At 69.1% G+C, this 25052-nt stretch carries 20 protein-coding genes and 1 tRNA gene; 15 read left to right on the forward strand and 6 right to left on the reverse strand.

All coding sequences use genetic code 11. The annotated features are described in order from the left end of the window. Positions 1–62 precede the first annotated feature (62 nt). The 4 genes from ASE78_RS08400 to ASE78_RS08410 all read left to right on the forward strand — a co-directional run bounded on the left by ASE78_RS08400 (position 63) and on the right by ASE78_RS08410 (position 3606). Complete coding sequence (locus tag ASE78_RS08400; protein ID WP_056495693.1) at positions 63–1640, forward strand: aldehyde dehydrogenase (NADP(+)); 1578 nt, start codon at positions 63–65, stop codon at positions 1638–1640. A gap of 174 nt (positions 1641–1814) precedes the next feature. Further along, a complete protein-coding gene (locus tag ASE78_RS19075; RefSeq protein ID WP_164490756.1) occupies positions 1815–1958 on the forward strand; it encodes a hypothetical protein in 144 nt (47 codons plus the stop codon). Positions 1959–2055: 97 nt separating this feature from the next. Continuing rightward, complete coding sequence (locus tag ASE78_RS08405) at positions 2056–3120, forward strand: aldose epimerase family protein (RefSeq protein ID WP_056495696.1); 1065 nt, start codon at positions 2056–2058, stop codon at positions 3118–3120. Positions 3121–3222: 102 nt separating this feature from the next. Continuing rightward, positions 3223–3606, forward strand: coding sequence for a hypothetical protein (locus ASE78_RS08410; protein ID WP_055761145.1), 384 nt, complete (start codon positions 3223–3225; stop codon positions 3604–3606). Positions 3607–3829: 223 nt separating this feature from the next. On the opposite strand, the gene ASE78_RS08415 is transcribed toward ASE78_RS08410, so the two are convergent. Continuing rightward, positions 3830–4756: a TraB/GumN family protein gene (locus ASE78_RS08415; protein ID WP_056495698.1), complete on the reverse strand. Its 927-nt coding sequence runs from the start codon at positions 4754–4756 to the stop codon at positions 3830–3832. A gap of 190 nt (positions 4757–4946) precedes the next feature. Here ASE78_RS08415 and ASE78_RS08420 point away from each other — a divergent pair, with 190 nt between their 5' ends. Beyond that, positions 4947–8090, forward strand: a complete 3144-nt coding sequence (locus ASE78_RS08420; RefSeq protein ID WP_056495702.1) for a helicase-related protein — start codon at positions 4947–4949, stop codon at positions 8088–8090. A 105-nt stretch (positions 8091–8195) separates the two neighbouring features. On the opposite strand, the gene ASE78_RS08425 is transcribed toward ASE78_RS08420, so the two are convergent. Continuing rightward, positions 8196–9503 carry an MFS transporter gene (locus ASE78_RS08425; protein ID WP_056495705.1) on the reverse strand — a complete coding sequence of 436 codons (1308 nt, stop codon included), beginning with the start codon at positions 9501–9503 and terminating at the stop codon, positions 8196–8198. Positions 9504–9605: 102 nt separating this feature from the next. Beyond that, entirely contained in the window at positions 9606–11192 is a 1587-nt protein-coding gene (locus ASE78_RS08430) for an alpha-N-arabinofuranosidase (RefSeq protein ID WP_056496392.1), read from the reverse strand. 176 nt (positions 11193–11368) lie between these two features. Here ASE78_RS08430 and era point away from each other — a divergent pair, with 176 nt between their 5' ends. Continuing rightward, a complete protein-coding gene (gene era, locus ASE78_RS08435; RefSeq protein ID WP_414886841.1) occupies positions 11369–12271 on the forward strand; it encodes a GTPase Era in 903 nt (300 codons plus the stop codon). On the opposite strand, the gene ASE78_RS08440 is transcribed toward era, so the two are convergent. Beyond that, a complete protein-coding gene (locus ASE78_RS08440; protein ID WP_082467087.1) occupies positions 12238–13053 on the reverse strand; it encodes an NAD-dependent deacylase in 816 nt (271 codons plus the stop codon). The genes era and ASE78_RS08440 overlap by 34 nt on opposite strands. Continuing rightward, a complete protein-coding gene (locus ASE78_RS18650; RefSeq protein WP_156349207.1) occupies positions 13010–13456 on the reverse strand; it encodes a hypothetical protein in 447 nt (148 codons plus the stop codon). Before ASE78_RS18650 ends, ASE78_RS08440 begins: the two co-directional genes overlap by 44 nt. A 467-nt stretch (positions 13457–13923) precedes the next feature. Between ASE78_RS18650 and ASE78_RS08445 the strand changes: the two genes are divergently transcribed. Then, positions 13924–14466, forward strand: a complete 543-nt coding sequence (locus ASE78_RS08445) for a pseudouridine synthase (RefSeq protein ID WP_056495710.1) — start codon at positions 13924–13926, stop codon at positions 14464–14466. Positions 14467–14511: 45 nt separating this feature from the next. On the opposite strand, the gene ASE78_RS08450 is transcribed toward ASE78_RS08445, so the two are convergent. Next, positions 14512–15942 (reverse strand): sigma-54-dependent transcriptional regulator, encoded by a 1431-nt coding sequence (locus ASE78_RS08450; protein ID WP_055761127.1) that lies wholly within the window; start codon positions 15940–15942, stop codon positions 14512–14514. Between the two features lie 167 nt (positions 15943–16109). On the opposite strand from ASE78_RS08450, the gene ASE78_RS18265 reads away from it, so the two are divergent. From ASE78_RS18265 to ASE78_RS19765, 8 genes are all read left to right on the forward strand, one after another. Next, positions 16110–16235 (forward strand): aa3-type cytochrome c oxidase subunit IV, encoded by a 126-nt coding sequence (locus tag ASE78_RS18265; protein WP_082448469.1) that lies wholly within the window; start codon positions 16110–16112, stop codon positions 16233–16235. Position 16236: 1 nt separating this feature from the next. Beyond that, positions 16237–17364, forward strand: coding sequence for a Re/Si-specific NAD(P)(+) transhydrogenase subunit alpha (locus tag ASE78_RS08455; RefSeq protein ID WP_056495712.1), 1128 nt, complete (start codon positions 16237–16239; stop codon positions 17362–17364). A gap of 23 nt (positions 17365–17387) precedes the next feature. Further along, positions 17388–17666 (forward strand): proton-translocating transhydrogenase family protein, encoded by a 279-nt coding sequence (locus tag ASE78_RS08460; protein WP_055761122.1) that lies wholly within the window; start codon positions 17388–17390, stop codon positions 17664–17666. 4 nt (positions 17667–17670) lie between these two features. Next, positions 17671–19167, forward strand: coding sequence for an NAD(P)(+) transhydrogenase (Re/Si-specific) subunit beta (locus ASE78_RS08465; RefSeq protein ID WP_056495714.1), 1497 nt, complete (start codon positions 17671–17673; stop codon positions 19165–19167). A gap of 73 nt (positions 19168–19240) precedes the next feature. After that, positions 19241–20176, forward strand: coding sequence for a winged helix DNA-binding protein (locus ASE78_RS08470; protein WP_056495716.1), 936 nt, complete (start codon positions 19241–19243; stop codon positions 20174–20176). Positions 20177–20370: 194 nt separating this feature from the next. Next, positions 20371–20446, forward strand: a tRNA-Val gene (locus ASE78_RS08475). 31 nt (positions 20447–20477) lie between these two features. After that, on the forward strand, positions 20478–21257 hold the full coding sequence (locus ASE78_RS08480; RefSeq protein WP_056495717.1) for an SDR family oxidoreductase: 780 nt from the start codon (positions 20478–20480) through the stop codon (positions 21255–21257). Between the two features lie 53 nt (positions 21258–21310). Beyond that, positions 21311–24574 (forward strand): PAS domain-containing hybrid sensor histidine kinase/response regulator, encoded by a 3264-nt coding sequence (locus ASE78_RS19765; protein ID WP_268795704.1) that lies wholly within the window; start codon positions 21311–21313, stop codon positions 24572–24574. Positions 24575–25052 lie beyond the last annotated feature (478 nt).

Raw genomic sequence — 25052 nt, forward strand, 5'->3', positions numbered from 1 at the left:
CCATTTACGGTAGCGCTAACAATCCCTATCTGGCGTGCAACGGACCGAGCGAGAGGACCATCATGACGATCACCGGCGAACTGTTTCTGGGCGCGAAGCGCGTTGCCCGCGACGATTTGTTCCAGGCCTATGACCCCGCCACCGGCGCGCTGTTCGGCGAAGGCTTTTCGAAGGGCACGAAGGAAGACGCGATCGAGGCATGCGATCGTGCCGCCGCCGCCGCGCCGCTCTATGCCGCGCTGCCGATCGAGCAGCGCGCAAGCTTTCTCGACGCGATCGCCGATGAAATCGAAGCGCTGGGCGACGAGTTGATCGAGCGCGGCAGCCGCGAGACCGGCCTGCCGACCGCGCGGCTGACCGGCGAGCGCGGGCGCACCTGCGGCCAGCTTCGCCTGTTCGCCAAGGAAGTGCGCGACGGCGCGTGGCAGCAGCTCCGCATCGATCATGCCGATCCGGCCCGCGCGCCGGTGGCCAAGCCCGACCTGCGGCTGCGCACCGTGCCCGTCGGCCCGGTGGTGGTGTTCGGCGCGTCGAACTTCCCGCTCGCCTTCTCGACCGCCGGTGGCGACACCGCCTCGGCGCTGGCGGCGGGCTGCCCGGTGATCGTGAAGGCGCATCAGGCGCATCCGGGCACCGCCGAACTGGTCGCTTCGGCGATCATCAAGGCGGCGGAAAAGACCGGCATGCCCGATGGCGTGTTCTCGATGGTGTCGGGGTCGGGGCAGGTGATCGGCACCGCGCTGGTCGCCGATCCGCGCGTGCAGGCGGTGGGCTTCACCGGATCGCGCGCCGGCGGCACCGCGCTGATGAAGGTCGCGCAGGAGCGGCCGCAGCCGATCCCGGTCTATGCCGAAATGTCGTCGATCAACCCGGTCGTGCTGATGCCCGCCGCGCTCAAGAACCGCGGCGAGGCGCTGGCCAAGCAATATGTCGGTTCGCTCAGCATGGGTGCGGGCCAGTTCTGCACCAATCCCGGCCTCGTCCTCGGCATCGCCGGGCCGGAACTCGATGCGTTCCTCGACGTGGCGGGCGAAGCGCTGCTCGGCACGCCCGCGCAGGTGATGCTGAGCGACGGCATCCACAAGGCGTATGAGGAAGGCCGCGCCAAGCTGGCGTCGAGCCCGGCGGTGACGATCGTCGGCGAAGGGGCCGAACCCGAAGGCCCGACGCGCGGTCGCGCGGCGATCTTCGCGGTGTCGGGCGAGGATTTCCTCGCCGATCCGGCGCATGCGCACGAAGTGTTCGGCATGTCGTCGGTGGTGGTGAAGTGCGCCGATGCCGCCGAACTGGGCGAGGTGCTGGGCAAGCTGGAGGGACAGCTTACCGCGACGCTCCAGATCGACGAGGCCGATTACGACGACGCGCGCAAGCTGATCCCGGTGCTGGAACGCACCGTCGGCCGCATCCTGTGCAACGGCTGGCCGACCGGCGTGGAAGTGGGCCATGCGATGGTCCATGGCGGGCCGTTCCCGGCGACGTCGGACGGGCGGACGACCTCGGTCGGCACGCTCGCCATCCACCGCTTCCTGCGGCCGGTGTCGTATCAGGATTTCCCCGAGGCGCTGCTCCCGGAGTCGCTGCGCGAGGGGAACCAGAACGGCGCGCTCGCCCGGATCGACGGGGCGTGGACGGTCGGTTGATAAGTTCCTAGGCCCGATCGACTTTCAACCAAGTGGCTCACCAATCTGCTCCCCTCCCTTGTCAGGGAGGGGAGCTGCCAAGAGCCGCCGTCTGGCTGAATGTCGATCGGACCTGACTGGAAATAAGGGGGCGGCGGGTCGTTGATCCGCCGCCTTTTCTTTTGGAAGCGATCCATGGACGACGACACGATCATCGACACGCCCGAGGGGCCGAAGCGCTGGGGCGACTGGAAGAAGAAGAACCCGGTGCAGCTCCCCTCGCGCCGGACCAAGGGCAAGACATTGCCGAACAAGGTGAAGCTGCGCACGGGGGAGTAAGGGGCTTGTCACCCCGGAACGATTCCGGAGTGACGAAGGGGTTTCATGCCCACCACCGATCAGGCAGAGCAGCGTCGGACAGGCGGGAGAGCAGGCGATGGCGACGGCGACACGGGTTTCCTTCGGAACGCTGGACGGTGCACCGGCCGAGGCGATCGAACTGGCGGCGGGCGCGCTGTTCGCCCGCATCCTGCCGTTCGGGGCGACGCTGCATGCGCTGCACGTTCCCGATCGGGATGGCGCGGCGGCCGATGTGCTGCTCGGCTATGACGACGTGCAGTCGTATCGCGACCGGCCGGGCTGGTATGGGGTGACGGTGGGGCGCTATGCCAACCGCATCGCCGGGGGGCGCTTCACGCTCGACGGCGTCGACTATCCGCTGGAGGTCAACAACGGCCCCAACCACCTCCACGGCGGATCGGACGGGTTCGACCAGCGGCTGTGGCATGTCGCGAAGGTCGCGGCCGACGAGGATACGGCATGGGTCCGCCTCGAACTCTACAGCCCCGATGGCGATGCCGGCTATCCCGGCACGCTGCATGCCAGCGCGACCTATACGCTGGACGAGGACGGGCTGACGATCACCTATCGCGCGACGTGCGATGCGCCGACCGTGGTGAACCTGACCAACCATGCGTTCTTCGACCTGTCGGGCATCGGCGAGGCGATGGCGCAGCGGTTGATGCTCCATGCCGACCAGTATCTGCCGGTCGATGCGACCTCGATTCCCACCGGCGAGCGGCGCGCGGTGGCGGACACGCCGTTCGATTTCCGCGTGCTGCGCCGGATCGGCGCGGGGCTGCGCGACGGGCGCGACGACCAGATCGTGATCGGGCGCGGCTACGACCATAATTTCATCGTCGACGGCACGGCGGGCGCGCTGCGCCCGGCCGCCGTGCTGGCGTGTCCGGCATCGGGGCGGGTGATGACGATGAGCGTCACCGCACCCGGCCTGCAACTCTATACCGGCAATTTCCTCGACGGGACGAAAGGCGGCAAGAACGGGCGGCTGTACCGGCAGGGCGATGCCGTCTGCCTCGAACCGCAGGCGTTTCCCGACAGTCCCAACCGGAGCGATTTCCCGAGCGCGCGGCTGAACCCCGGCGAGTCGTGGCAAAGCGTGATCCGCCTGACGTTCACCCTCGCCGACGCTGCGGCATAGCGGCGAGGCGCTGCCCGATTATTGCGTCGCCGCAGGGCTTTATTGCGTTTGCGGCATGGGTGCTTGACGAAGCGACAAGGCTTTGCGAACGGCTTTACCCCTATGAAGCACCCCCTTCTCCTCGTCGCGGCCACCGCGGCTTTCGCCCTGTCGGCCTGTGGCCAGCAGCAGCCCGATGAACTCGACACGCGCGCGCCCGATCCGCTGGCGTCGCAGCTCGCCAACCGGCCGAAGGCGGAACTGCCGCCGCCGGTGAAGGCAAGCGTCACCTTCCGCTGCAAGGACAACAGCCTTGCCTATGTCGACTTCTTCGAGGGCGACACGCAGGCGAACTTCCGCGCCGACCAGAATGCGGTCCCGACGCGGCTGAAGGCCCCCGCCACGGGCGAGCCGCTGGTCGCCGAGGGTGGCTACAAGCTGACCGGCACGCCCAAGTCGATCACCCTGACGCAGCCCGGCAAGCCCGCGCAGAGCTGCACCGCCTGATTTCCGGCGCGGCGGCTCCCCTTCCGGGCCGCCGCACCGTTTCGTACCTGACGAGGCCGGTGGAAATTCCACCGGCCTTTTTTATGGGTTCCAAAGGCTGATCGCCGGCCCTGGAACCGGCGTCCTCGTGGTGAGGAACGGGATTTTCGGCCCGATCGACCATCCTCTTCGTACCGTCACCCCGGACTCGTTCCGGGGCGACGGTGTATCCGGATCGGTCCGTTCAGTATTTCACCCGCGTCGCGCGCAGCTTGTAGCGCTTGAGCGCGTCCTGCACGCTGCCGTCGCCTGCCAGATGGCCGGCACCGACCGCGATGAACACCGTGCCCGGACGGGCCATGCGGTCCTCGATCCACTTGGCCCAGCGCGCATTGCGATCGGTCAGCAGGACGCGCTTCAATTCGGGGGTGTCGACCATCTCGGCGTTCATCGCCGCTGCCAGCGCCACCGGATCACCCTTCGCCCAGTCGGCGACCATGGTGTCGATCATCTGCCCGGCCCTGGGCAGTTCCTTCACCGTCTCGGTCAGGAACGTCACCTGCGCCGCGTCCGACAGCGAATCGAAGAAGCCGAACTGCTGTTCGAGCGTCTCCAGCCCCGTCACCGGCTTGCCCGCCGCCTTGGCCGCCGCCGAGATCGTCTGCTCGGCGCCGCTTGCCGGGTCATAGCCCTGCTTCTGGAGCGTGACGAGCATGAGCGTGGAGGCGGCGAACCACGGATCGAGCGGTTCGAGCGCGCCTTCGGGCAGGCCGGCATCGGCCACCGCCTTGGCATAGGCCGGACGTTCGGCGGCGGGGAGCTTCTCGCTCAGCTTCGGGCCGGTCATGTTGACCGCCGACTTCATTACCGCCGCCTGCGCCTGTTCGGGCGTCGGCATCGGGATTTCGAGCACGACCTCGTTCGACTTGTCGAACGCGGTTTTCACCGCTTCGTCGAACCACGACAGGCCGGGCTTCAGGACGTGGATCGTCCCGAACAGATAGATGGTGGTGTCCTTGTCCTTGACCACCCACAGCGCGGGATCGGCATCCTTCGTCGCCGGTGCGGCGGTCGCGGCGGCCGGTGCGGGCGCAGGCGCGGTCTGGGCAAGGGCGGGGCCGGACAAGAGCGCCAGCGCGGCACCGATGTACGGCAAGGTCCTGGATTTCATAACGTCCCCCGTTGGTGTCGCCTCCACCGGCGACGGCCGCAATCTAGCAGCAGGCGATGCGCCGGGGTAGCGAGCAATCGTCGTTTTTCGATATAGATTGCGCGCCCTTGGGATGGCGGAACGTCGGGCGGAGGCGCTTCGTTGACGGGGGTGAGATGCCCCCTTCCGGGGCAGCGCCGGGACCTCCGCCATGCTGCAAGCGCCGATCGATGCCGCCGTCCGTACCGCCGTTCCGTCGCCCGAGGTGGTGAGCGCCGCGCTGGCGGATGCGCTGGCGACACGCTCGGTGCTGTTCGTCGCCGCCGACGAGGGGCGTGCGGCACGGGTCGCGGCGCTGCTGGCGGCGTTCGTGCCCGAGGGCGAGGTCGTGCATCTGCCGGCGAGCGACGCGCTGCCCGGTGACGATGCGCCTGCGTCGCCAGCCAATGCCGGGGCGCGGGTCGCGGCGCTGCGGCGGTTGCGGGTGGCGAGCGCCGGGGGGCGGAGCGTGGCGTGCATCACCACGCCCGAGGCGACCGCGCTGCGCGTCGCGCCGCCGGCGGCGTTCGATGCCGCGCCGCCGGTGCTGCGGGCGGGCGATGCGATCGACATGGGCGGTTTCGCCGATCGCGCGGTGGAGCTGGGCTATGTCATCGACGACCGGGTCGACGAGCCGGGCGAGGTCGCGGTGCGCGGCGGGGTGATCGACCTGTTCCCAGCCGATGCGGCGGGGCCGGTGCGCATCACGATCGAGGACGATCGGATCGTCGCCATCCGCCGCTACGATCCGGTGACACAGCGCAGCGATGCCGATCTGGATGCCATCGTCATCGGCCGTGCCGCCGAGCCGGTCGTCGCGGACGGCGTGCCGCTGACCGATCACCTTCCCGATGCCGCGATCGTCTCCGACGCGCAGGTGGGCGAGCGTCGCCAGCGGTTTCTCGACCTTGCCCGCGATGCCACCCACAGGCGGCGGCGCGACGATGCGACGCTGGTCGATGGCGCAGGCTGGGACGCGGCGGTCGCGGCACGCGAGCGGATCGAGCTGCCGCCCGCCGGCGATTGCCCGCCGCGCTTCGTCACCGGCAACGCCCCGGCGCGTGCGTTCGGTAGGTTCGCGCGCGGGGTGTTGGCGGATGGTCGGCTGGTGCTGGCGGGCAGTCCGCGCGACCTGCGGTTTTTTGCCCCCCGGCTGGCGACGCTTGGCCGGACCGACCCGGTCATGATCGGGTCGTGGGTCGAGGCGGCGCAGGCGAAGCCCGGCAGCGCGATGCTGCTGACTGCGCCGGTCGATCGGGGCTTCGTCGCCGATGGCGTAACCGTGGTGGCGGGCGGCGACCTGCTCGGCGGACGCGCGCGTGGCGACGAACTGGCGGTGTCGAACGAGGCGTTGTTCGCGGAAGGTGGCGAACTGCGCATCGGCGACGTGGTGGTGCATGAGGATTTCGGCATCGGCCGCATTACCGGACTGGAAGCGCTGCCGGGCGAGGAAGGCGGCGACGCGATCGTGCTGGACTATGCCCGCGACGCCCGGCGGCTGGTGCCGGTGGCGGAGGCCGACCGCATCTGGCGCTATGGCGCGGAGGGCGACGGCGTGACGCTCGACGCGCTCGACGGGACCAGTTGGCAGAAGCGGCGCGGGGCGATCGACGCCGCTATCGCCGAGAGCGCGCGCGAGCTGGCCGCGATCGCCGCCGAGCGTGATGCGCGGCAGGTGCCGCCGATCGAGGCCGAGGTCGCGGCGTATGAACGCTTCGCCGCCGGCTTCGCCTTTACCGAAACGCCCGATCAGGCGCGCGCCATCGCGGCGGTCCGCGCCGATCTGGCAAGTGGGCGGCCGATGGACCGGCTGGTGATCGGCGACGTGGGCTATGGCAAGACCGAGGTGGCGTTGCGCGCCGCCGCGATCGTGGCGCTGGCCGGGCGGCAGGTGGCGATCGCCGCGCCGACGACGGTGCTGGTGCGCCAGCATCTCGACAGCTTCACCCGCCGCTTCGCCGGGACCGGCATCGCGGTCGCTGGCCTCTCGCGGCTGTCGAGCGCGACCGAGAAGAAGCGGGTGAAGGCGGGACTGGCCGACGGGTCGATCGGGGTCGTGATCGGCACGCAGGCGCTGGCCGGCAAAGGCGTGGCCTATGCCGATCTTGCGTTGACCGTGATCGACGAGGAGCAGCGGTTCGGCGCTGCCGACAAGGCGAAGCTGCGGGCCTTGAGCGATCATGTCATGACGCTGTCGGCGACGCCGATCCCGCGCACGCTGCAATCGGCGATGATCGGGTTGCAGCAATTGTCGGTCATCGCGACGCCGCCCGCGCGGCGGCAGCCGATCCGTACGACGCTGGGCGTGTTCGACGATACGACGGTGCGGACCGCCTTGCTACGCGAACGCTCGCGCGGCGGGCAGAGCTTTGTCGTGGTGCCGCGGATCGAGGATATTGCCGCGCTGGAGGAGCGGCTGCGGCGGCTGGCGCCCGAACTGGGTGTCGTTGTCGCGCACGGCAGGATGGCGGCGGCCGAGATCGATGAGGCGATGGTCGGCTTCGCGCAGGGCGATGGCGACGTGCTGCTGGCGACCAACATCATCGAGGCGGGGCTGGACGTGCCGCGCGCCAACACGATGATCGTCCACCATGCCGACCGGTTCGGCCTGTCGCAGTTGCACCAGTTGCGCGGGCGGGTGGGGCGCGGCGGGCGGCGGGGGCAGGTGCTGCTGACCACCGAACCCGACCGGCAGGTGGGCGAGGCGACGATGCAGCGGCTGCGCACGCTGCAGGCGTTCGACCGGCTGGGTGCGGGCTTCGCGATCAGCGCGCGCGACCTCGACCTGCGCGGGGCGGGCGATCTGGTCGGTGAGGCGCAGGCCGGGCACATGAAGCTGATCGGCATCGACCTGTACCAGTTCCTGCTGACCCGCGCGCTGCGCGCGGTGCGGGGCGAGACGGTCAGCCGCTGGGTGCCCGAGGTGCATCTGGGGCTGGCCGGGTGCCTGCCCGAAATATGGATTCCCGAGGCCGAGGTGCGCCTTACCCTCTATGGCCGGCTGGCGCGGATCGGCGAGGAAGGCGCGCTCGATGCGTATGAGGAGGAACTGGCCGACCGGTTCGGGGCGTTGCCGGGCGAGGTGCAACGGCTGATCGATCTGAAGCGGGTGCAGTTGCTGGCCTGTGCCGCCGGCATCGCCAGGATCGATGCCGGGCCGGCGGCAATCGCGCTCACCCCACACGGCAAGGCGGCGATGCCGGAGGCGGCCGGGCTGGCCGGGAAGAACGGCCGCTGGATACTGGCGGAGCGGATCGACGATCCGGCCGACCGGCTGGCGCGGGTGCAGGAGGTGCTGGCGGAGATCGCCGGGTAGCTGTCTGCGGTCGACGGGTCTTGGATCGGCTATGCAAGCACCCATCGTCATTCCCGCCTGCGCGGGAATGACGATGGGGGGTCGAGAATGGTCCCTCTGCGCCGATCAGTCTTCCATGATCTGGCTGTTGGTCCGCGTGTCGCGCATCCGCAGGTACACGATCAGCGAGATCGCGATCATCGCCGTCACATACCAGTAGAAGCCCTGTTCGAACTTCGCGTCCTTGAAGCGCAGCGCGACATATTCGGCGGTGCCGCCGAAGATGGTGTTGGCCAGCGCATAGGGCAGCGCCACGCCCAGCGCGCGGATATGGGCCGGGAACAGCTCCGCCTTCACCACCGCGTTGATCGAGGTATAGCCAGTCACGATGACGAGCGCCGCCATCACCAGCAACCCGGCAATCACCGGATCGCGCGTGTGCTCCAGCGTCGAGAAGATCGGATAGGTGAACAGCACGCCCGCCACCCCGAACGCGATCATCAGCGGCTTGCGCCCGATCCGGTCGCTCAGCGCCCCCGCCACCGGTTGCAGCAGCATGAAGACGAACAGCGTGACGGCGTTGATCTGGCTCGCGACCTCGCGGCTGAAGCCCGAGGTGTTGACGAGGAACTTCTGCATGTAGATCGAATAGGCATAGAAGGCGAGCGTGCCGCCGGCGGTCAGCAGCATCACCACCGCCGTTTCCTTCGGATGCTGCGTCACCAGCAGCCAGAAGCCCGATTTGGGCGCGCCCGCCGCCTTGGCGGCGGTGAAGCTGTGGCTCTCCGCCAGACCCCGCCGGATATAGAACACCACCACCGCCAGCACCGCGCCGATGCCGAACGGAATGCGCCAGCCCCATGCGTCGAGCGCGCCTTCCGACAGCGTCGATTGTAGGATCAGCAGGACGAGGATGGCGAGCAACTGGCCCGAGATCAGCGTGACATACTGGAACGACGAGAAGAACCCGCGCCGGTCCTTGCCCGCCATTTCGGAGAGATAGGTGGCGCTGGCGCCATATTCGCCGCCGACCGACAACCCCTGCATCAATCGCGCGATCACCAGCAGCACCGGGGCGGCGACGCCGATCGTCTCGTACCCCGGGGTCAGCGCGATGATGAGCGATCCGGCGCACATCAGCGTGACCGACACCGACAGCCCCGATTTGCGGCCGTGGCGATCGGCATAGATGCCCATGATCCACGCGCCGATCGGCCGCATGACGAAGCCGACCGCGAAGACGGCGGCGGTGCTCAGCAACTGCGCGGTACGATCGCCGTCGGGAAAGAAGTGCGGCGCGAAATACAGCGCGAACGCGGCATAGACATACCAGTCGAACCATTCGACCAGATTGCCGGTCGATCCGCCGATGATGGCTTTCAGCCGGGCGGCGCGGTCCGGCGCGGCGCCGGGCAGGGGAGGTTTGGTGGCCATTGCCAAAGGCTAGGCCGTGGCGGCGGCCACGCCAACCCCCGAAACGAACGACGCCGCCGACCCGCTGTGGGTCGACGGCGTCGCCATCGCGATGACGCCCGATCAGCGCAGGTCGAGCATCACCACCGATCTGGCCGGCAGCGTGACGGTGAGCGTGCCGTTCTGCACCTGCGCGCCGGTGAAGGCGGCCGGCGTCACCACGTTCGGCGCGTCGAAGCTGTTGTGCGCGGTGATCGTCGGCGCGGTCAGCACCCGGCCGGTGACATTGGTGCCGGCGATGCCGGTCAGCGCCGCCTGCACCGTGGTCGGCCGGTTGGGATCGGCGTTCGACATCGCGACATGGATCACCCCGTCCTTGCCGCGTACCGCCGAGGCCGACACCGCCGGGATCGACCACTGGTCGCGCGAATAATAGGGGCTGGCGACCGTGATCGGCAGCACCGTGCCGTCGATGAACGGCTTGTACATCTCGAACACATGATAGGTCGGCGTCAGGACCATCTTCGGCCCGTCGGTCAGGATCATCGCCTGGAGCACGTTCACCATCTGGGCGATGGCGGTCATCTTTACCCGGTCGGCGTGCTTGGCGAAGATGTCGAGGTTGATCGCGGCGACCAGGGCGTCGCGCATCGTATTCTGCTGGCGCAGGAAGCCCGGATGCGTGCCCGGGTCCTGCCCGTACCACGTCCCCCATTCGTCGACCGCCAGCCACACGCGCTTCTGCGGATCATATTTGTCCATGATCGCCGAATGCTTGGTGATGAGCTCGTCCATCTTGTAGGTCAGGCTCAGCGTCTCGGCCCAGCCCGCCTCGCCGAATTCGGTCGGCGAGGCCTTGGGCGCCCAGCCACCGGGGACGGTATAGTAATGGAGCGAGACGGCATCGATCTGGCCGATCGCCTGCCGCATCATCACTTCGGTCCAGTTATAGTCGTCGACGTTGGCACCCGAGGCGATCTTGAGGATGCGGCTGCCACGTGGGGACTTGATGAAGGTGGCGAAGCGGCGCGTCTCGTCCGCCGCATATTCGGGGCGCATGTTGCCGCCGCAGCCCCACAGCTCGTTGCCGATGCCGAAATAGGGCACTTTCCACGGCTGCTTGCGGCCGTTCTTCGCGCGCTCGTCGGCAAGCGTGCCGGCCTCCTGCGTCATATATTCGACCCACTCGGCCATTTCGCGCGGGGAGCCGTTGCCGACGTTGCCCGAGATATAGGCCTCGGCCCCGACCTGTTCGGTCAGGTCCATGAACTCGTGCGTGCCGACCGCATTGTCCTCGGTCACGCCGCCCCAATGGGTGTTGATCTTGACCGGGCGCTTGGCCTTCGGGCCGATCCCTTCGCGCCAGTGATATTCGTCGGCGAAACAGCCGCCGGGCCAGCGGATGACCGGCACGCCGAGGCGCTTGAGCGCGGCCACCACGTCGTTGCGGAAGCCGCGCGTGTTGGGGATGGTGCGGTCGTTGCCGACCCACAGTCCGCCATAGATGCCGTTGCCGAGATGCTCGGCGAACTGGGTGAAGATGCGCTTGTCGTAGGTCGGGCCGCCCTGATCGCCACGGATCGTGACCTTGGCCGGCTCGCCCGGCTGCGGGGTGGGGGCGGCGGTCTGTGCCGAGGCGGTCGTCGCGATCAGCGCGCAGGCGGTGCCCACGAGCCAGTGGCGGGCATGGCGGCGCAGGCTGCGCGCCAGTGTCGGTCGGGCCTTGGGCATGAAGCTCCCCTCTCCTGTTTTACTTGTCTGACTAATGGATAGCCATGCTTTCCCCGGCGATCAAGCGCCAAGTCGGACCGAGCGCGCTTTGCGTCCGGCGGGCGGGCGGGGTATGGGACCGGCTTTCCCCCGTTCAACGAAGCGAGTCCTTGCCCTTGAATCCTGTTTCCCAGTCGTGCGGCCTCGTCGCGGTTCTCGGCGCCCCCAATGCCGGCAAGTCGACGCTGGTCAATGCGCTGGTCGGGCAGAAGGTGGCGATCACCAGCCCCAAGGCGCAGACGACCCGCACCCGGCTGATGGGCATCGCGATCGAGGGCACCACGCAGTTGCTGCTGGTCGACACGCCGGGCATCTTCGAACCGAAGCGCCGGCTCGACCGGGCGATGGTGTCGGCGGCGTGGGAAGGAACCCACGGCGCGGATGCGGTCGCGGTGGTCGTCGACGGCCGGGGCGGCATCGGCCCCAAGGTCCGCGCGATCGTCGAGCCGCTGGCGGATCGCAAGGAGCCGAAGCTGCTGATCCTCAACAAGGTCGACATCGCCGACAAGCCGCGCCTGCTCGACCATGCCGCGCGGCTGCACGAGATGGCGGCGTTCGAGGAGACGTTCTTCGTCAGCGCGACGACCGGCGACGGCCTCCCCGAAATGAAGGCGGCGCTGGCGAAGCGGATGCCCGAGGGGCCGTGGCATTTCCCCGAGGATCAGGTGAGCGACGCCACCGACCGGATGCTGGCGGCCGAGGTGACGCGCGAACAATTGTATCACCAGCTGCACGAGGAACTGCCCTACGCCAGCGCGATCGACACCGAACGCTATCTGGAGCGCGAGGACGGATCGGTCGAGATCCACCAGCAGATCTATGTCGCGCGCGAGACGCAGCGCGCGATCGTGCTGGGCAAGGGCGGGCAGCGGATCAAGGAAATCGGCGCGACCGCGCGCAAGGAGTTGCAGGAGCTGCTCGGCGTGCGCGTCCACCTCTATCTCCACGTCAAGGTGAAGCCCAATTGGGAAGAGGACCGGATGCTTTACCGCGACATCGGGCTCGACTGGGTGGAGTGACCGCTGAGGAGTTCGTCGACCCACGCCGGCACCAGCACGCCGGCCGGGCCGAGGCGGCTTTCATCGAACCGGTCGGATCCGGCCGAGCGATCGAGGTTCAGCTCCAGCGTCGCCGCGCCGACATGGTTGGCAAGCTCGACGAAGCCGGCGGCGGGATAGACCGCGCCCGACGTGCCGATCGAGACGAACAGGTCGCACACCGCGATCGCGTCCTCGATCCGGTCCATCTGGTACGGCATCTCGCCGAAGAACACGATGTCGGGGCGCAGCCGCGGCGCACCGCACGCCGGACATTCGCTGCCGGGTGGCAGATCGCCATCGCGCGGCCGCCGGTCGCCGCAGCGCGCGCACAGTTGCGACTTCAACTCGCCGTGCATGTGGAGCAGCCGCTTCGCGCCCGCGCGTTCGTGCAGGTCGTCGACATTTTGGGTGACGATCAGCAGCTCGCCCGGCCATGCGGCATCGAGCCGGGCGAGCGCGTCGTGCGCCGGGTTGGGGCTCACGCCGCCAAGTGCGGCGCGGCGCAGGTCGTAGAAGCGGTGGACGAGATCGGGATCGGCGCGGAGCGCTTGCGGGGTGCAGACGTCCTCGACGCGGTGTCCTTCCCATAGGCCGCCGGGGCCGCGAAATGTGGCGATGCCCGATTCGGCGGAGATGCCCGCGCCGGTGAGGATGACGATGTTGCGGATGGTCGTTCTCGCGAAAACTGGGGCGATTTCTGTCGCTTGCGTCGATCGCCTATGAAACCGGTATGATGCTGAAAAAATCGCTGCCGGTTGCATTTGAAAGGCAGGGACCCAGCATTCGTGCGTCCGCTGCACCTGCATCCTGATAGATTGAGAAGCAATACCGGCGGGCTTCGTCAAACGCTTCTGGACGGGACCGAATGCTGTCAAAGGGAAGGTAGCCGGATTCTTTGACAATGGCGCGGCGCGCGTTCGTCTCCGAGTGATTGGCCGCTATCAGGGAATAGTCCTGCTCATCGAAGCATATGATGTTTGCTTCGTATCGTTCGATGCAGAATCGATACGCACGATCCCGCATGGTTCTGGTATTCTTCGACCAGTTTGCGTCGGAAATTTTCCAATCGGCAGTTGATCCAAATTTTGAAGCACGTTGCGCAGCATCGATCCGGTCGGATGTTGCGTCGCCAGGCAAGGACGAGCAACCGGCAAGGATGGACAACAGAAAAATCTGTGGCTGAATTCTGCCCATCCTGAACCCGTTGCCCGTCGAGCAGCTAACACCGAAAGCATGTATCGATCCTTGGCAGCCGCGTCGGGTTGAGGGGGAAGGCCATGACCCGACGCAACCGGATCGACGGAACGATCCGCCGCCGCGACTCACGGTAGCGGCAGGGTATCCTTCGTTTCGATGTGTTCGATCTGTCCGGCGGTATGGAGAACCGAATAGATGGTGGCCGCCGCCAATAGTGCCAATGTGCTGATTGCTATCAACATTGTCTTGCCTCTCTTCCGATGACTGGCATCGGGCTGGAGTTCAAGGTATGATTATTATCACCTATTCGTGGCCCTTCAAAACGGCTTCCCGGCGGGGTGAAGTATTTTCTTGGAAAGCCGGTCGCCAGAGGATGCGGCGACCGGGCGGCGCGCCCCTCGACAAGCGGCGGGGCGTTGCGCCAGACGGGCGGCATGGCCCGGCTGATCCTGTTTAACAAACCCTATGGCGTCCTGTCGCAGTTCACCGATCGCGGCAGTCCGACCGCGCGCGCGACGCTGAGCGATCATATCGCGCTGCCCGGCGTCTATCCCGCCGGACGGCTCGACCGCGACAGCGAGGGGTTGCTGCTGCTGACCGATGACGGCCGGTTGCAGGCGCGGATCGCCGATCCCCGCTTCAAGCTGGCCAAGACCTACTTCGTGCAGGTGGAAGGCGCGGTCGACGAGGCGGCGATGGCGCGGTTGCGGCAGGGGGTGGTGCTGAACGACGGGCCGACCCTTGCCGCAGAGGTTTCCGCGATCGATCCGCCGGTGTTGTGGGAGCGGGTGCCGCCGGTGCGGTTCCGCAAGTCGGTGCCCGATCACTGGCTGTCGATCACGATCCGCGAGGGGCGCAACCGGCAGGTGCGGCGGATGACGGCTGCGGTCGGGTTGCCCACGCTGCGGCTGGTGCGCTGGCGGGTGGGGGAGTGGTCGTTGGACGGGTTGGAGTCGGGGGAGTGGCGGGAGGCGTAGCGCACTGCCCCTCTCCCAACCCTCTCCCCTGAAGGGGAGAGGGCTTCAGGCGGCGTTCTGGTCGATGCCGAGTTCGCCCAGCTTGCGATAGAGGGTGGAGCGGCCGATGCCGAGGCGGCGGGCGACTTCGGTCATGCGGCCGCGATAATGGCCGATGGCGAGGCGGATGACGTCGGCCTCGATCTCGTCCAGCGCGCGCAGATTGCCGTCGGGGCGGAACAGCGTGACGCCGCCGGCATCGCCGTGGCGCGGCGGGGCGGTGGCGGGCCGTGCCTCGCCGCCGTCGGCGATCTGTGCGATCTGCGGGAAATCGGCACGGGTCAGCGCATCGCCGTCGCACAGCACCGCCGCGCGGAACAGCGCATTCTGTAGCTGGCGGACGTTGCCCGGCCACGCATAGGTCGACAGCAGCGCGATGGCATCGTCGGTGATGCCCAGTTGGCGCAACCCCGGCTGTTGCGCGATCCGCGCCATCAGGTGGCGGGCGAGCGCCGGAATGTCGCCGCTGCGGTCGCGAAGCGGCGGGATCGTCACCTGCACCACGTTCAGCCGGTAATACAGGTCTTCGCGGAAGCGCCCGGCCTCCACCTCGACGCTGAGCGTCTTGTTGGTCGCGGCGATGACCCGCACGTCGACCTCGCGCGGATGGCGCGCGCCGACCGCATGGACCTCGCCCGATTGCAGCACGCGCAGCAGCTTCACCTGCGCCTCGAACGGCATTTCGCCGACTTCGTCGAGGAACAGCGTGCCGCCGTCCGCCTCCTGAAACCGACCGGTCTTGCGTTCGAACGCGCCGGTGAACGCGCCCTTTTCGTGACCGAACAGCTCGCTTTCGACAAGGTTGGTGGGGATCGCGCCGCAATTGACCCGGACGATGGGCTTGCGCGCACGGGGGGAGGCGGCGTGGATCGCCTCGGCGACCACTTCCTTGCCGACGCCGCTCTCACCCTCGATCAGCACCGGCACGCGGGCGCGTGCCGCCTTGGCGGCGATGGCGAGCGCGGCACGGAAGCGCGGGGCCGAGCCGACGATCTCGTCGAACGCCAGCGGGGCGGAGAGTTTTTCGGTGAGCGGGCGAAGCTCGCCGCTCGCCTCGCCGCCGGCCGCTACGTCGAGCGCGGCGAGCAGCCGTTCGGCGGCGATCGGCTTGACCAGGAAATCGCTCGCCCCGCTGCGCATCGCCGCGACCGCGCCCGCGACCGATCCGTTGGCGGTGAGCATCAGGATGGGGAGCGCGGGGCGGTGGCGGTGCAACTCGCCGATCAGCGCGCCGGCATCGGCATCGGGCGACCAATGGTCGAGCAGCACCGCGTCCAGCGCCGCGCCGTCGGGCGTGGCGAGCATCGCGATCGCCGCCTCGGCATCGGCGGCGAACACCGTGCGCCAGCTACGCCTGGCGGCGATGGCGGCGACCAGCCGGCGCTGCGCCGGTTCGTCGTCGATGACCATCAGCACTCGCTGTCCGCCTCGCATCATCGCCCATCCCCGTTGTCCATCGTCCCGTACCGGGGCAGTTCTAGGCGGCATCGTGTAAAAACGCCCTTAATGGCGCGGATGGCCTGCAGGGCTTGGCGACGGGCGACGGGCACGGTACGGTGCGTCCAAAGAGCCGTCCGACAAGCGGACGCACAGGAGAGCCGACCATGGCGACCAACGGCCGACCGCCCGCACATCCGGGCACCTACACCAGCTTTCTGCGCTGGTTCACCTGGGGGACCGTTTTCTGCGCGTTGCTCGCGGCGCTGGTCGTCTGGCTGATCGCATCCTGAGATGCGGATCGCCGTTCTTGCCGAACAGGCCGCCGATGAACGCCGCGTTGCCGCCACCCCCGAAACCGTCCGCAAGCTGATCCAGCTCGGCGCGACCCTTGCCGTGGAGGCGGGGGCCGGCGCCGGGGCGTCGATCGACGACGCTGCCTATGCCACCGCTGGCGCGACCCTTGGCGACCGGGCGGCGGTGCTGGCCGATGCCGATGTCGTGCTCGGCGTACAGGGGCCGGCGCCCGACAGTCTGGGCGGGGTGAAGCCGGGCGCATGGCTGGTCGCCGCGCTCAATCCCATCGGGGAGCGTGCGCGGGTCGACGGCTATGCCGCGCTTGGGCTCGAGGCGCTGGCGATGGAGTGGATGCCGCGCATCACCCGTGCCCAGTCGATGGACATATTGTCGTCGCAGGCGAACCTTGCCGGGTACAAATCGGTGCTCGACGCCGCCGCCGCCTATGGCCGCGCGTTCCCGATGATGATGACCGCCGCCGGCACGATCAGCGCCGCGCGGGTGTTCGTGATGGGCGTGGGCGTGGCCGGGCTACAGGCGATCGCGACCGCACGGCGGCTCGGCGCGCAGGTGAGCGCCACCGACGTCCGCTCTGCGACGCGCGAGCAGATTCAGTCGCTCGGCGCCAAACCGATCTTCGTCGAGAAGGTGGCGGGGATCGAGGGCGAGGGCGCGGGCGGCTATGCCGGCGAGATGAGCGCCGAATACAGGGAAGCACAGGCCGAGCTTGTGTCGGGCCATATCGCCAAGCAGGACATCGTCATCACCACCGCGCTGATCCCCGGCCGCCCCGCGCCGCGCCTCATCACCGACGCGCAGGTCGCGAGCATGCGCGCTGGCAGCGTGATCGTCGATCTGGCGGTCGAGCAGGGTGGCAATGTCGAGGGCAGCGTGGCGGGGGAGAGCGTGGTGCGCCACGGCGTCACCATCGTCGGCCACCGCAACGTGCCGAGCCGGCTGGCGGCCGATGCCTCGGCGTTGTTCGCGCGCAACCTCTACAACTTCCTCGCCGCCTATTGGGACAAGGAGGCGGGCCGCCCGGTGCTGCCAAGCGACGACGAAGTGACCCAGGCGATCGTGCTGACGCGCGGCGGGCAGGTCGTGAACCCGCGCCTGTCGACCTGACCCGAGCCAGAGGACACGGACCCATGGACTTTCTCTCAATCCTGTCGATCTTCGTGCTGGCCTGTTTCGTCGGCTATTATGTCGTGTGGTCGGTGACGCCCGCGCTGCACACCCCGCTGATGGCGGTGACGAACGCCATCTCCTCGGTCATCATCGTCGGCGCGCTGGTGGCGGCCGCCGCCGCCGGGGTGCCGGGGGCCAAATGGCTGGGGCTGCTCGGCGTGGTACTGGCCAGCATCAACATCTTCGGCGGGTTCGCCGTCACCGAACGCATGCTCGCCATGTACAAGAAGAAGGGCTGAGGGGATGCACGAGGCTGCACCGGTCAATCCATGGGTCGCGCTCGCCTATCTGGTGGCGGGGGTGTGCTTCATCCTGGCGCTGCGCGGACTGTCGTCGCCCGCCACCAGCCGGCGGGGCAATCGCCTCGGCATGATCGGCATGGGGATCGCGGTGGTCACGACGCTGGTGACGCACGTGCCGGGCACCGCCATCTGCATATCCGAGGAATGTTCGGTAGGCCGTTTCGACATCGACTGGATCACCGTCGTCGAGATTCTCGGCGCCATCGGCCTCGGCGCCGTCATCGGCCTCGTCACCGCGCGGCGGATCGCGATGACGGCCATGCCGCAGCTCGTCGCCGCGTTCCACTCGCTGGTGGGCCTTGCCGCCGTGCTGGTCGGGATCGCCGCCTATCTCAATCCGGCGGCCTTCGGCATTTCGTCGCTGGTCGTGCCGATGATCGGCGAGCCGTTCGCGGTCATCAACCCCGTCGCCAAGGTCGAGATGGCGTTGGGCGTCGCGATCGGGGCGATTACCTTTTCCGGGTCGGTCATCGCGTTCCTGAAACTGAACGGCAACATGGGGGGCAAACCGATCCTGCTGCCCGGTCGCCATGGCATCAACCTAGGGGTGCTGGTCGGAATCCTCCTATGCGTCGTGGTATTCGCGCATGGCCAGGATGCGTGGCCGTTCTGGACCATTCTGGTGGCGTCGTTCGCGATCGGCTTCCTGCTCATCATCCCGATCGGCGGGGCGGACATGCCGGTCGTCGTCAGCATGCTCAACAGCTATTCGGGCTGGGCGGCGGCGGCGATGGGCTTCACGCTTGGCAACACCGCGATGATCGTCACCGGCGCGCTGGTCGGATCGTCGGGCGCGATCCTCTCCTACATCATGTGCCGGGCGATGAACCGCAGCTTCATCAGCGTGATTGCCGGCGGCTTCGGCGCGACCGACAGCGGTGGCGCGGGCGGCGGTGCGGCGATCGACCGGCCGTGGAAGCGGGGATCGGCCGAGGATGCCGCGTTCCTGATGAGCCAGGCCGAACAGGTCATCATCGTGCCCGGATATGGCATGGCGGTGGCGCAGGCGCAGCACGCCCTCAGGGAGATGGGCGACAAGCTGAAGGAACATGGCGTCCGCGTGAAATATGCGATTCATCCGGTCGCGGGGCGGATGCCGGGGCATATGAACGTGCTGCTCGCCGAGGCGAATGTGCCCTATGACGATGTGTTCGAACTGGAGGACATCAACGCCGAATTCGCGCAGACCGACGTCGCCTTCGTCATCGGCGCCAACGACGTGACCAATCCGGCGGCCAAGACCGACAAGACCTCGCCGATCTACGGCATGCCGGTGCTCGACGTCGAAAAGGCGAAGACGGTGCTGTTCATCAAGCGGTCGATGGGCGGCGTCGGCTATGCCGGGGTCGATAACGAGCTGTTCTACCGCGACAATACCATGATGCTGCTGGCCGACGCCAAGAAGATGGTCGAGGAGATCGTCAAGTCGATCGAATAGACCGTCCGCTGCCGGCTGGCCTTTGCCCCGATCCGCGGCCATGGCGGCGCGATTCAACCAGGGAGAATGACGGGTGGGGCTGGGGTTTGACGGGTTTTCGAGCGGGGCGACGGACGTGCGACGGGCGATCGTTATCGCCTTCGATCGCGCGGGCGGCGACATGGCGGTGCGCGCGGCGGCGCATGGCGGGGTGCAGGTGGTGGCGACTATCACCAGCGGCGACGACGTCGCGGCGGCGCTGGATGGGATCGCCCATGCCGACCTTCACCTGATCGAAACTGCCGGGGCTGGCGCCGACCTGCTCGATACCGTCCTGCCGGTCCTGCGCGAGCGGGCGGTGCGCGACCGGGCGCGAATGGTCGTGGCGTTCGGCGCAGAGCAGATCGACACGGTGACGCTGCATCTGCTCGGCGGCCCGGCCGATCTGCTGTGCGATGCCGGCCTGTCCGACCGGGTGGCGGCGATCGCGCTGGGCCGGGCGGCGGTGGGGGGCGTGCAGGACCGCGACCCCGACAGCGAGCGGCTGCGGCGGCTGAACGAGGAGGTCGCGCGGATCGCCGAGGTGCTGGCGCGGCTGGCGCGCGGCGAGGGCGATGCCGGCGGGAGCGTGCGCGACCGCTCGAAGGACTATGCCGCCCCGCCGCCCGCCGGGGTGATGGGAACCGTGACCGCCGCCGAGGTGCGCGGCGCGATCCGCGCGCGGCGGCTGCGCGGGCAGTATCTGCCGGCCGAGCTGTTCGCCGATCCGGCGTGGGATATGCTGCTCGACCTGTTCGCCGCATGGCTGGAGCGCACGCAGGTATCGGTGTCGAGCCTGTGCATCGCCGCCGCGGTGCCGCCGACGACCGCGCTGCGCTGGATCGGGACGCTGGTCGATGCCGGCCTTGTCGAGCGGCGCGACGATCCGGCCGACCGCAGGCGCGCGTTCATCGTCCTGACCGCGCGGGCGGTGGCGGGGATGAACGGCTATGCCGGGGCGGTGGCGAGCGCTGGACTGGGCTGGGCGTAGGCATCTGTCTGAAACGCGCTGACGCGCGTTTTGCGGTGCCGGCCCGCTCCCCCGCCCGGCCACTCACTCAGGATACGCTGTGGGTGGCCGGGCGGGGGAGTGGGCCGGCACCGCCTCCACGTCAGTGGAGCGGACTCCAACAAGGGGGCTTGCAACTGGCGGAAACCACGGTATTCCGCCGGTTCCCCGCTAAGGGGCGCTTAGCTCAGTTGGTAGAGCATCTCGTTTACACCGAGAGGGTCGGCGGTTCGAGCCCGTCAGCGCCCACCACGCAAGGACCGTCCGAACCCGGAGCACGGCGATGCGGCGACTGACCGACAGGATTTGTGTCGTGACCGGCGGTGCGCGCGGTATCGGCCGGGCGATCGTCGAACGCTTCCATGGCGAAGGCGCGCGGGTCGTGCTGACCGACATCGATGCCGCAGCCGGACAGGCGGTGGCCGAGGCGATTGGCGTGCGCTTCGTGGCGCTCGACGTGCGCGAGGAAGGCGATTGGGCGCGGCTGGCCGAAGCGGTGCCGGTGGCCGATGTCGTGGTCAACAATGCTGGCGTGACCGGGTTCGAGCAGGGCATGGTGCCGCACGATCCCGAACATGCCAGCCTTGCCGACTGGCGCGCGGTCCATGCGGTCAACCTCGACGGAACGTTCCTTGGCTGTCGCTATGCGATCGGGGCGATGAAGGCGGCGGGCGCGGGGTCGATCGTCAATATCTCGTCACGATCGGGACTGGTCGGTATTCCCGGCGCGGCGGCCTATGCCGCGTCGAAGGCGGCGGTGCGCAACCATAGCAAGAGCGTGGCGCTGTATTGCGCGCAGCAGGGGTGGCGCATCCGCTGCAACTCGGTCCACCCCGCCGCGATCCTGACGCCGATGTGGGAGGCGATGCTGGGCGACGGGCCGGACCGCGCGGGACGGATGGCGGCGCTGGTCGCCGACACCCCGCTCAAACGCTTCGGTACGGTCGAGGAAGTCGCCGCCGTCGTGGCGATGCTGGCGTCGGACGAGGCGGCGTATATGACCGGCAGCGAGGTGCATCTCGATGGCGGACTGCTCGCCGGATCGGCCGCGTCGCCCGGATAGCGCGGCGGCGGTTTCCGACGTAAGACGGCGCGATGCGGCAGGGGACATAGCGTTTGAACGGGATCGTGCTGTTCGCGGTCGCGATCGGCTATGCCGCCGTGTTGTTCGCGGTGGCGTGGGCCGCGCGGGCGCGGCGACCGGGTCCGCGCGAACGGCGGATCGTCTATACGCTGGGCCTAGCGGTCTATTGCAGTAGCTGGACCTTCTATGGCGCGGTCGGCAGCGCGGTGGCCGATGGCTGGGCCTATCTGCCGATCTATCTGGGCCCGATCCTCGTCTTTGCGTTCGCGCCCCGGCTGCTCGCGCGATTGGTCGCGGCGGTGCAGGCCGATGGCGCGACCTCGATCGCCGACTTCATCGGCGCGCGCTTCTCGCGCAGCCGGGGGGTGGCGGCGCTGGTGACGCTGATCGCGCTGCTCGGCACGATTCCCTATGTCGCGCTCCAGTTGCGCTCGGTCGGCACGACCTATGCCGCGCTGGCGGGGATGGCCGATGCGACGCGGCCGATGATCGCGACCTCGCTGGTGCTGGCCGGGTTCGCGATCGGCTTTGGCACGCGGGTCGACGGGCGCGGGCGGGCGGACGGCGCACTGCTGGCGGCGGTGTCGGTCGAATCGCTGGTGAAGCTGGCCGCGTTCGCCGCCGTCGCGCTGTTCGCGGTGCTGCTGGTGACAAATGCCGATTCCGGCGTGCGCGCGGCGGGCATCGCGCGGTTGCGACAGGGTTTTGCGCAGCCGCCCGCCGCGCTCGACTTCGCGGTGGTGACGATGCTGGCCGCCGCCGCCGTGCTGTGCCTGCCGCGCCAGTTCCACGTGAGCGTGATCGCCGCCGCCAGCCCCGCCGATCCGGTGCGGGCGCGCTGGCCGTTCGTCGGCTATCTGGCGTTGTTCGCGGTGCTGGTGGTGCCGGTGACGCTGGCCGGGCTGACCGATCCGGCGGGGGTGCGGCCCGACCTGCTGGTCATCGGGCTGCCGCTGTCGGGCGGCGCGCCGGGGCTGGCGCTGCTCGGGTTCGTCGGCGGGTTTTCGGCGGCGACGGGCATGGTCGTGGTCGAGACGGTGGCGCTGGCGACGATGGTGTCGAACGACCTGATCGCGCCGCTGCTGCTGCGCCATCCGCGCCTCGGGCGATCGGCGCAGGTCGGGCGGGTGCTGCTGTGGGTGCGGCGCGGCGTCATCCTCGGCATGATGGCGGTGGCGCTGGGTTATGCGCTGCTGACGCCTGCCGGGCAGGGGCTGGCGGCGAGCGGCATCGTCGCCTTTGCCGCGATGGCGCAGTTCGCCCCCGCGCTGCTGCTGGCGGTGGCGCATGGCGGGCGCGATCCCAAGGCGGCGATGGCGGGGCTGGCGAGCGGGCTGGCGGCATGGGGGCTGTTGCTGTTCGTGCCGGTGCTGGTCGGCCACCCGATCGTCGTGCTGCCGTCGGTCGGCGGGGCCGGGCCGCTGACGATGGGCGCGCTGGCCGCGCTGGCGATCAACGCGCTGGTGCATTGGACGGTGGCGCGCAGCCGGGCACCGCGGCTGGCGATCGTGCGTGACGAACGGGTGGCACCGGTGCGCGACCTGCCCGAACTGGTCCGGCTGGTCGCGCGCTTCGTGGGCGAAGAGCGGGCGGCGAGCGAACTGGGCGAGGGCACCCATGTCGATGCCCGCGCCGCACGGCGGGCCGAACGGCTGGTGGCGCAGGTGGTCGGCGTATCGTCGGCCCGGCGGCTGGTGGCCTCCGCGCTGTCGGGCGAGGGGCTGGACGTGGCCGAGGTCGCGCGGATGCTCGATGCCAGCGGGCAGAGCCTGCAATTCTCGCAAGGGCTGCTGGCGGCGACGCTGGAGCATATCGATCCGGGGGTCAGCGTGGTCGATGCCGCGCTGAACCTCGTCGCGTGGAATCAGCGCTATATCGATCTGTTCGGCTTTCCGGCGGGCATGATCCGGGTGGGCGCGCCGGTGGCCGATGCGATCGCGTTCAACGCGCTGCGCGGCGATTGCGGGCCGGGCGAGGTCGACGATCATGTCGCGCGGCGGCTGGCGCATATGCGGCGCGGGCGGCGGCACAGTTTCGAACGGGTGCGCAGCGACGGGCGGGTGCTGAAAACGGTCGGCGGACCGATGCCCGGCGGCGGCTATGTGATGTGTTTCTCCGACATCACCGCCGAAGCGCAGGCGTTGCGCGCGGTGGAGACGGCGCGTGCCGAGCTGGAACGGCGGGTCGCCGAACGGACCGTCGCGCTGACGCACGCCAATGCCGCGCTGGCGCGGGCGACCGCCGACAAGACCCGGTTCCTCGCCGCCGCGAGCCATGACCTGTTGCAGCCGCTGCATGCCGCGCGGCTGTTCACCGCCGCGCTGGCGCGCGGGGCGGACGATCGCCAGCAGCCACTGGTGACGCGGATCGACCAGTCGATCGCGGCGGCGGACCAGCTTTTGCGCGCGCTGCTCGATATTTCCAGGCTGGACGCCGGGGGGATCGTGCCGGTGGCGACGCGGTTTGCGGTGCGTGACCTGCTCGCCGAACTGGTCGACAGTTTTGCCGATCAGGCGCGGGCCAAGGGACTGCGGTTGCGGCTGGGGGCGGGCGATGCGGTGGTCGGGACCGACCGGGTGCTGCTGCGATCGATCGTGCAGAACCTGCTGGGCAATGCGGTGCGCTATACGGCCCGGGGGGGTGTGGTGATCGGGGTGCGGCGGCGCGGGGGGCTGGCGCGGATCGAGGTGTTCGACAGCGGGCCGGGTATCCCCGAGGACGCGCGGGGCCGGGTGTTCCGCGAGTTCGAGCGGCTGGCGACGGCCGAGGATGCCGGGCTGGGGCTGGGCCTCGCCATCGTCGCGCGGACCGCGACGCTGCTGGGGGCGGCGGTGGACCTCGACAGCCGGGTCGGGCGGGGCAGCCGGTTCGCGGTGTCGCTGGCGATCGGGCAGGGGCCGGTGGTGACGGCACCGGTGCGCGCGGTGCCGCAGGCGGTGCGGCCGCTGTGCTGCCTGATCGTCGACGACGATGCCGGGGTGCGGCGCGGGATGGCGGCGCTGGCGGCCAGCCGGGGGCATGGGGTGCGGATCGCGGCGGGGGCGGACGAGGCGCTGGCCCAGGTGGACGGCGTGGCGGTGGCGTTCGTCGACCATGATCTGGGCGGGACGATCGACGGGCTGACGCTGATCGGGCAGCTTCGGGAGCGGGTGCCGGGGCTGCGCGCGGCGCTGGTGACGGCGGATGCCAGCCGAACGCTGGCGGAGGCGGCGCGGGACATGGGGGTGGCGGTGTTGCTCAAGCCGTTGTCGGGGGAGGTGTTCGATGCGTGGGTAGCCGCGCCGGGCAAGGCGTAGCGCAGCTACGCCGAGCCGCCCGAGGCGCGGCCGGCCGGCGGCGCGGTGAGCGCCGTCCGACGACACGGGCTTTGCCCGTGGCGGGCTTGGGGGTGATCGGAACGGCTTCCGGCTGGGAGCCGCGTCGTCAGTGGGTATGGATTCCGGCCTTCGCCGGAATGACGAAGCGCGCCGGGCAAGGCGTAGCGCAGCTACGCCGAGCCGCCCAAGGCGCGGCCGGCCGGCGGCGCTGCCAGCGCCGTCCGACGACACGGGCTTTGCCCGTGGCGGGCCTGGGGGTGATCGGAACGACTTCCGGTCAGGAGGCGCGTCGTCAGTGTGTATGGATTCCAGCCTTCGCCGGAATGACGAAGCGCGCCGGGCTGCCCATGGCGGGGCCGTCACGACCCGGCCAAAGTTTACAAAGTTTACACTAACGACGGGTTTGTTGCGATCGGTTCGCGACTGGCTCGTTCCTGTATCTGGCGAGGTTCGCGGG

The sequence above is a fragment of the Sphingomonas sp. Leaf25 genome, assembly GCF_001421635.1.
GTDB lineage: Bacteria > Pseudomonadota > Alphaproteobacteria > Sphingomonadales > Sphingomonadaceae > Sphingomonas.

What these genes read in the sequence shown, in the direction of transcription:
- ASE78_RS18265 (WP_082448469.1), top strand. Translation starts at nt 16,110, where the DNA reads ATGGCGACCAACGGCCGACCGCCCGCACATCCGGGCACCTACACCAGC.
- ASE78_RS08445 (WP_056495710.1), top strand. Translation starts at nt 13,924, where the DNA reads ATGGCCCGGCTGATCCTGTTTAACAAACCCTATGGCGTCCTGTCGCAG.
- ASE78_RS08460 (WP_055761122.1), top strand. Translation starts at nt 17,388, where the DNA reads ATGGACTTTCTCTCAATCCTGTCGATCTTCGTGCTGGCCTGTTTCGTC.
- ASE78_RS08450 (WP_055761127.1), bottom strand. Translation starts at nt 15,942, where the DNA reads ATGATGCGAGGCGGACAGCGAGTGCTGATGGTCATCGACGACGAACCG.
- ASE78_RS08440 (WP_082467087.1), bottom strand. Translation starts at nt 13,053, where the DNA reads ATGCAACCGGCAGCGATTTTTTCAGCATCATACCGGTTTCATAGGCGA.
- ASE78_RS08425 (WP_056495705.1), bottom strand. Translation starts at nt 9,503, where the DNA reads ATGGCCACCAAACCTCCCCTGCCCGGCGCCGCGCCGGACCGCGCCGCC.
- ASE78_RS08400 (WP_056495693.1), top strand. Translation starts at nt 63, where the DNA reads ATGACGATCACCGGCGAACTGTTTCTGGGCGCGAAGCGCGTTGCCCGC.
- ASE78_RS08410 (WP_055761145.1), top strand. Translation starts at nt 3,223, where the DNA reads ATGAAGCACCCCCTTCTCCTCGTCGCGGCCACCGCGGCTTTCGCCCTG.
- ASE78_RS08420 (WP_056495702.1), top strand. Translation starts at nt 4,947, where the DNA reads ATGCTGCAAGCGCCGATCGATGCCGCCGTCCGTACCGCCGTTCCGTCG.
- ASE78_RS08480 (WP_056495717.1), top strand. Translation starts at nt 20,478, where the DNA reads ATGCGGCGACTGACCGACAGGATTTGTGTCGTGACCGGCGGTGCGCGC.
- ASE78_RS08415 (WP_056495698.1), bottom strand. Translation starts at nt 4,756, where the DNA reads ATGAAATCCAGGACCTTGCCGTACATCGGTGCCGCGCTGGCGCTCTTG.
- ASE78_RS08455 (WP_056495712.1), top strand. Translation starts at nt 16,237, where the DNA reads ATGCGGATCGCCGTTCTTGCCGAACAGGCCGCCGATGAACGCCGCGTT.
- ASE78_RS08405 (WP_056495696.1), top strand. Translation starts at nt 2,056, where the DNA reads ATGGCGACGGCGACACGGGTTTCCTTCGGAACGCTGGACGGTGCACCG.
- ASE78_RS19075 (WP_164490756.1), top strand. Translation starts at nt 1,815, where the DNA reads ATGGACGACGACACGATCATCGACACGCCCGAGGGGCCGAAGCGCTGG.
- ASE78_RS08465 (WP_056495714.1), top strand. Translation starts at nt 17,671, where the DNA reads ATGCACGAGGCTGCACCGGTCAATCCATGGGTCGCGCTCGCCTATCTG.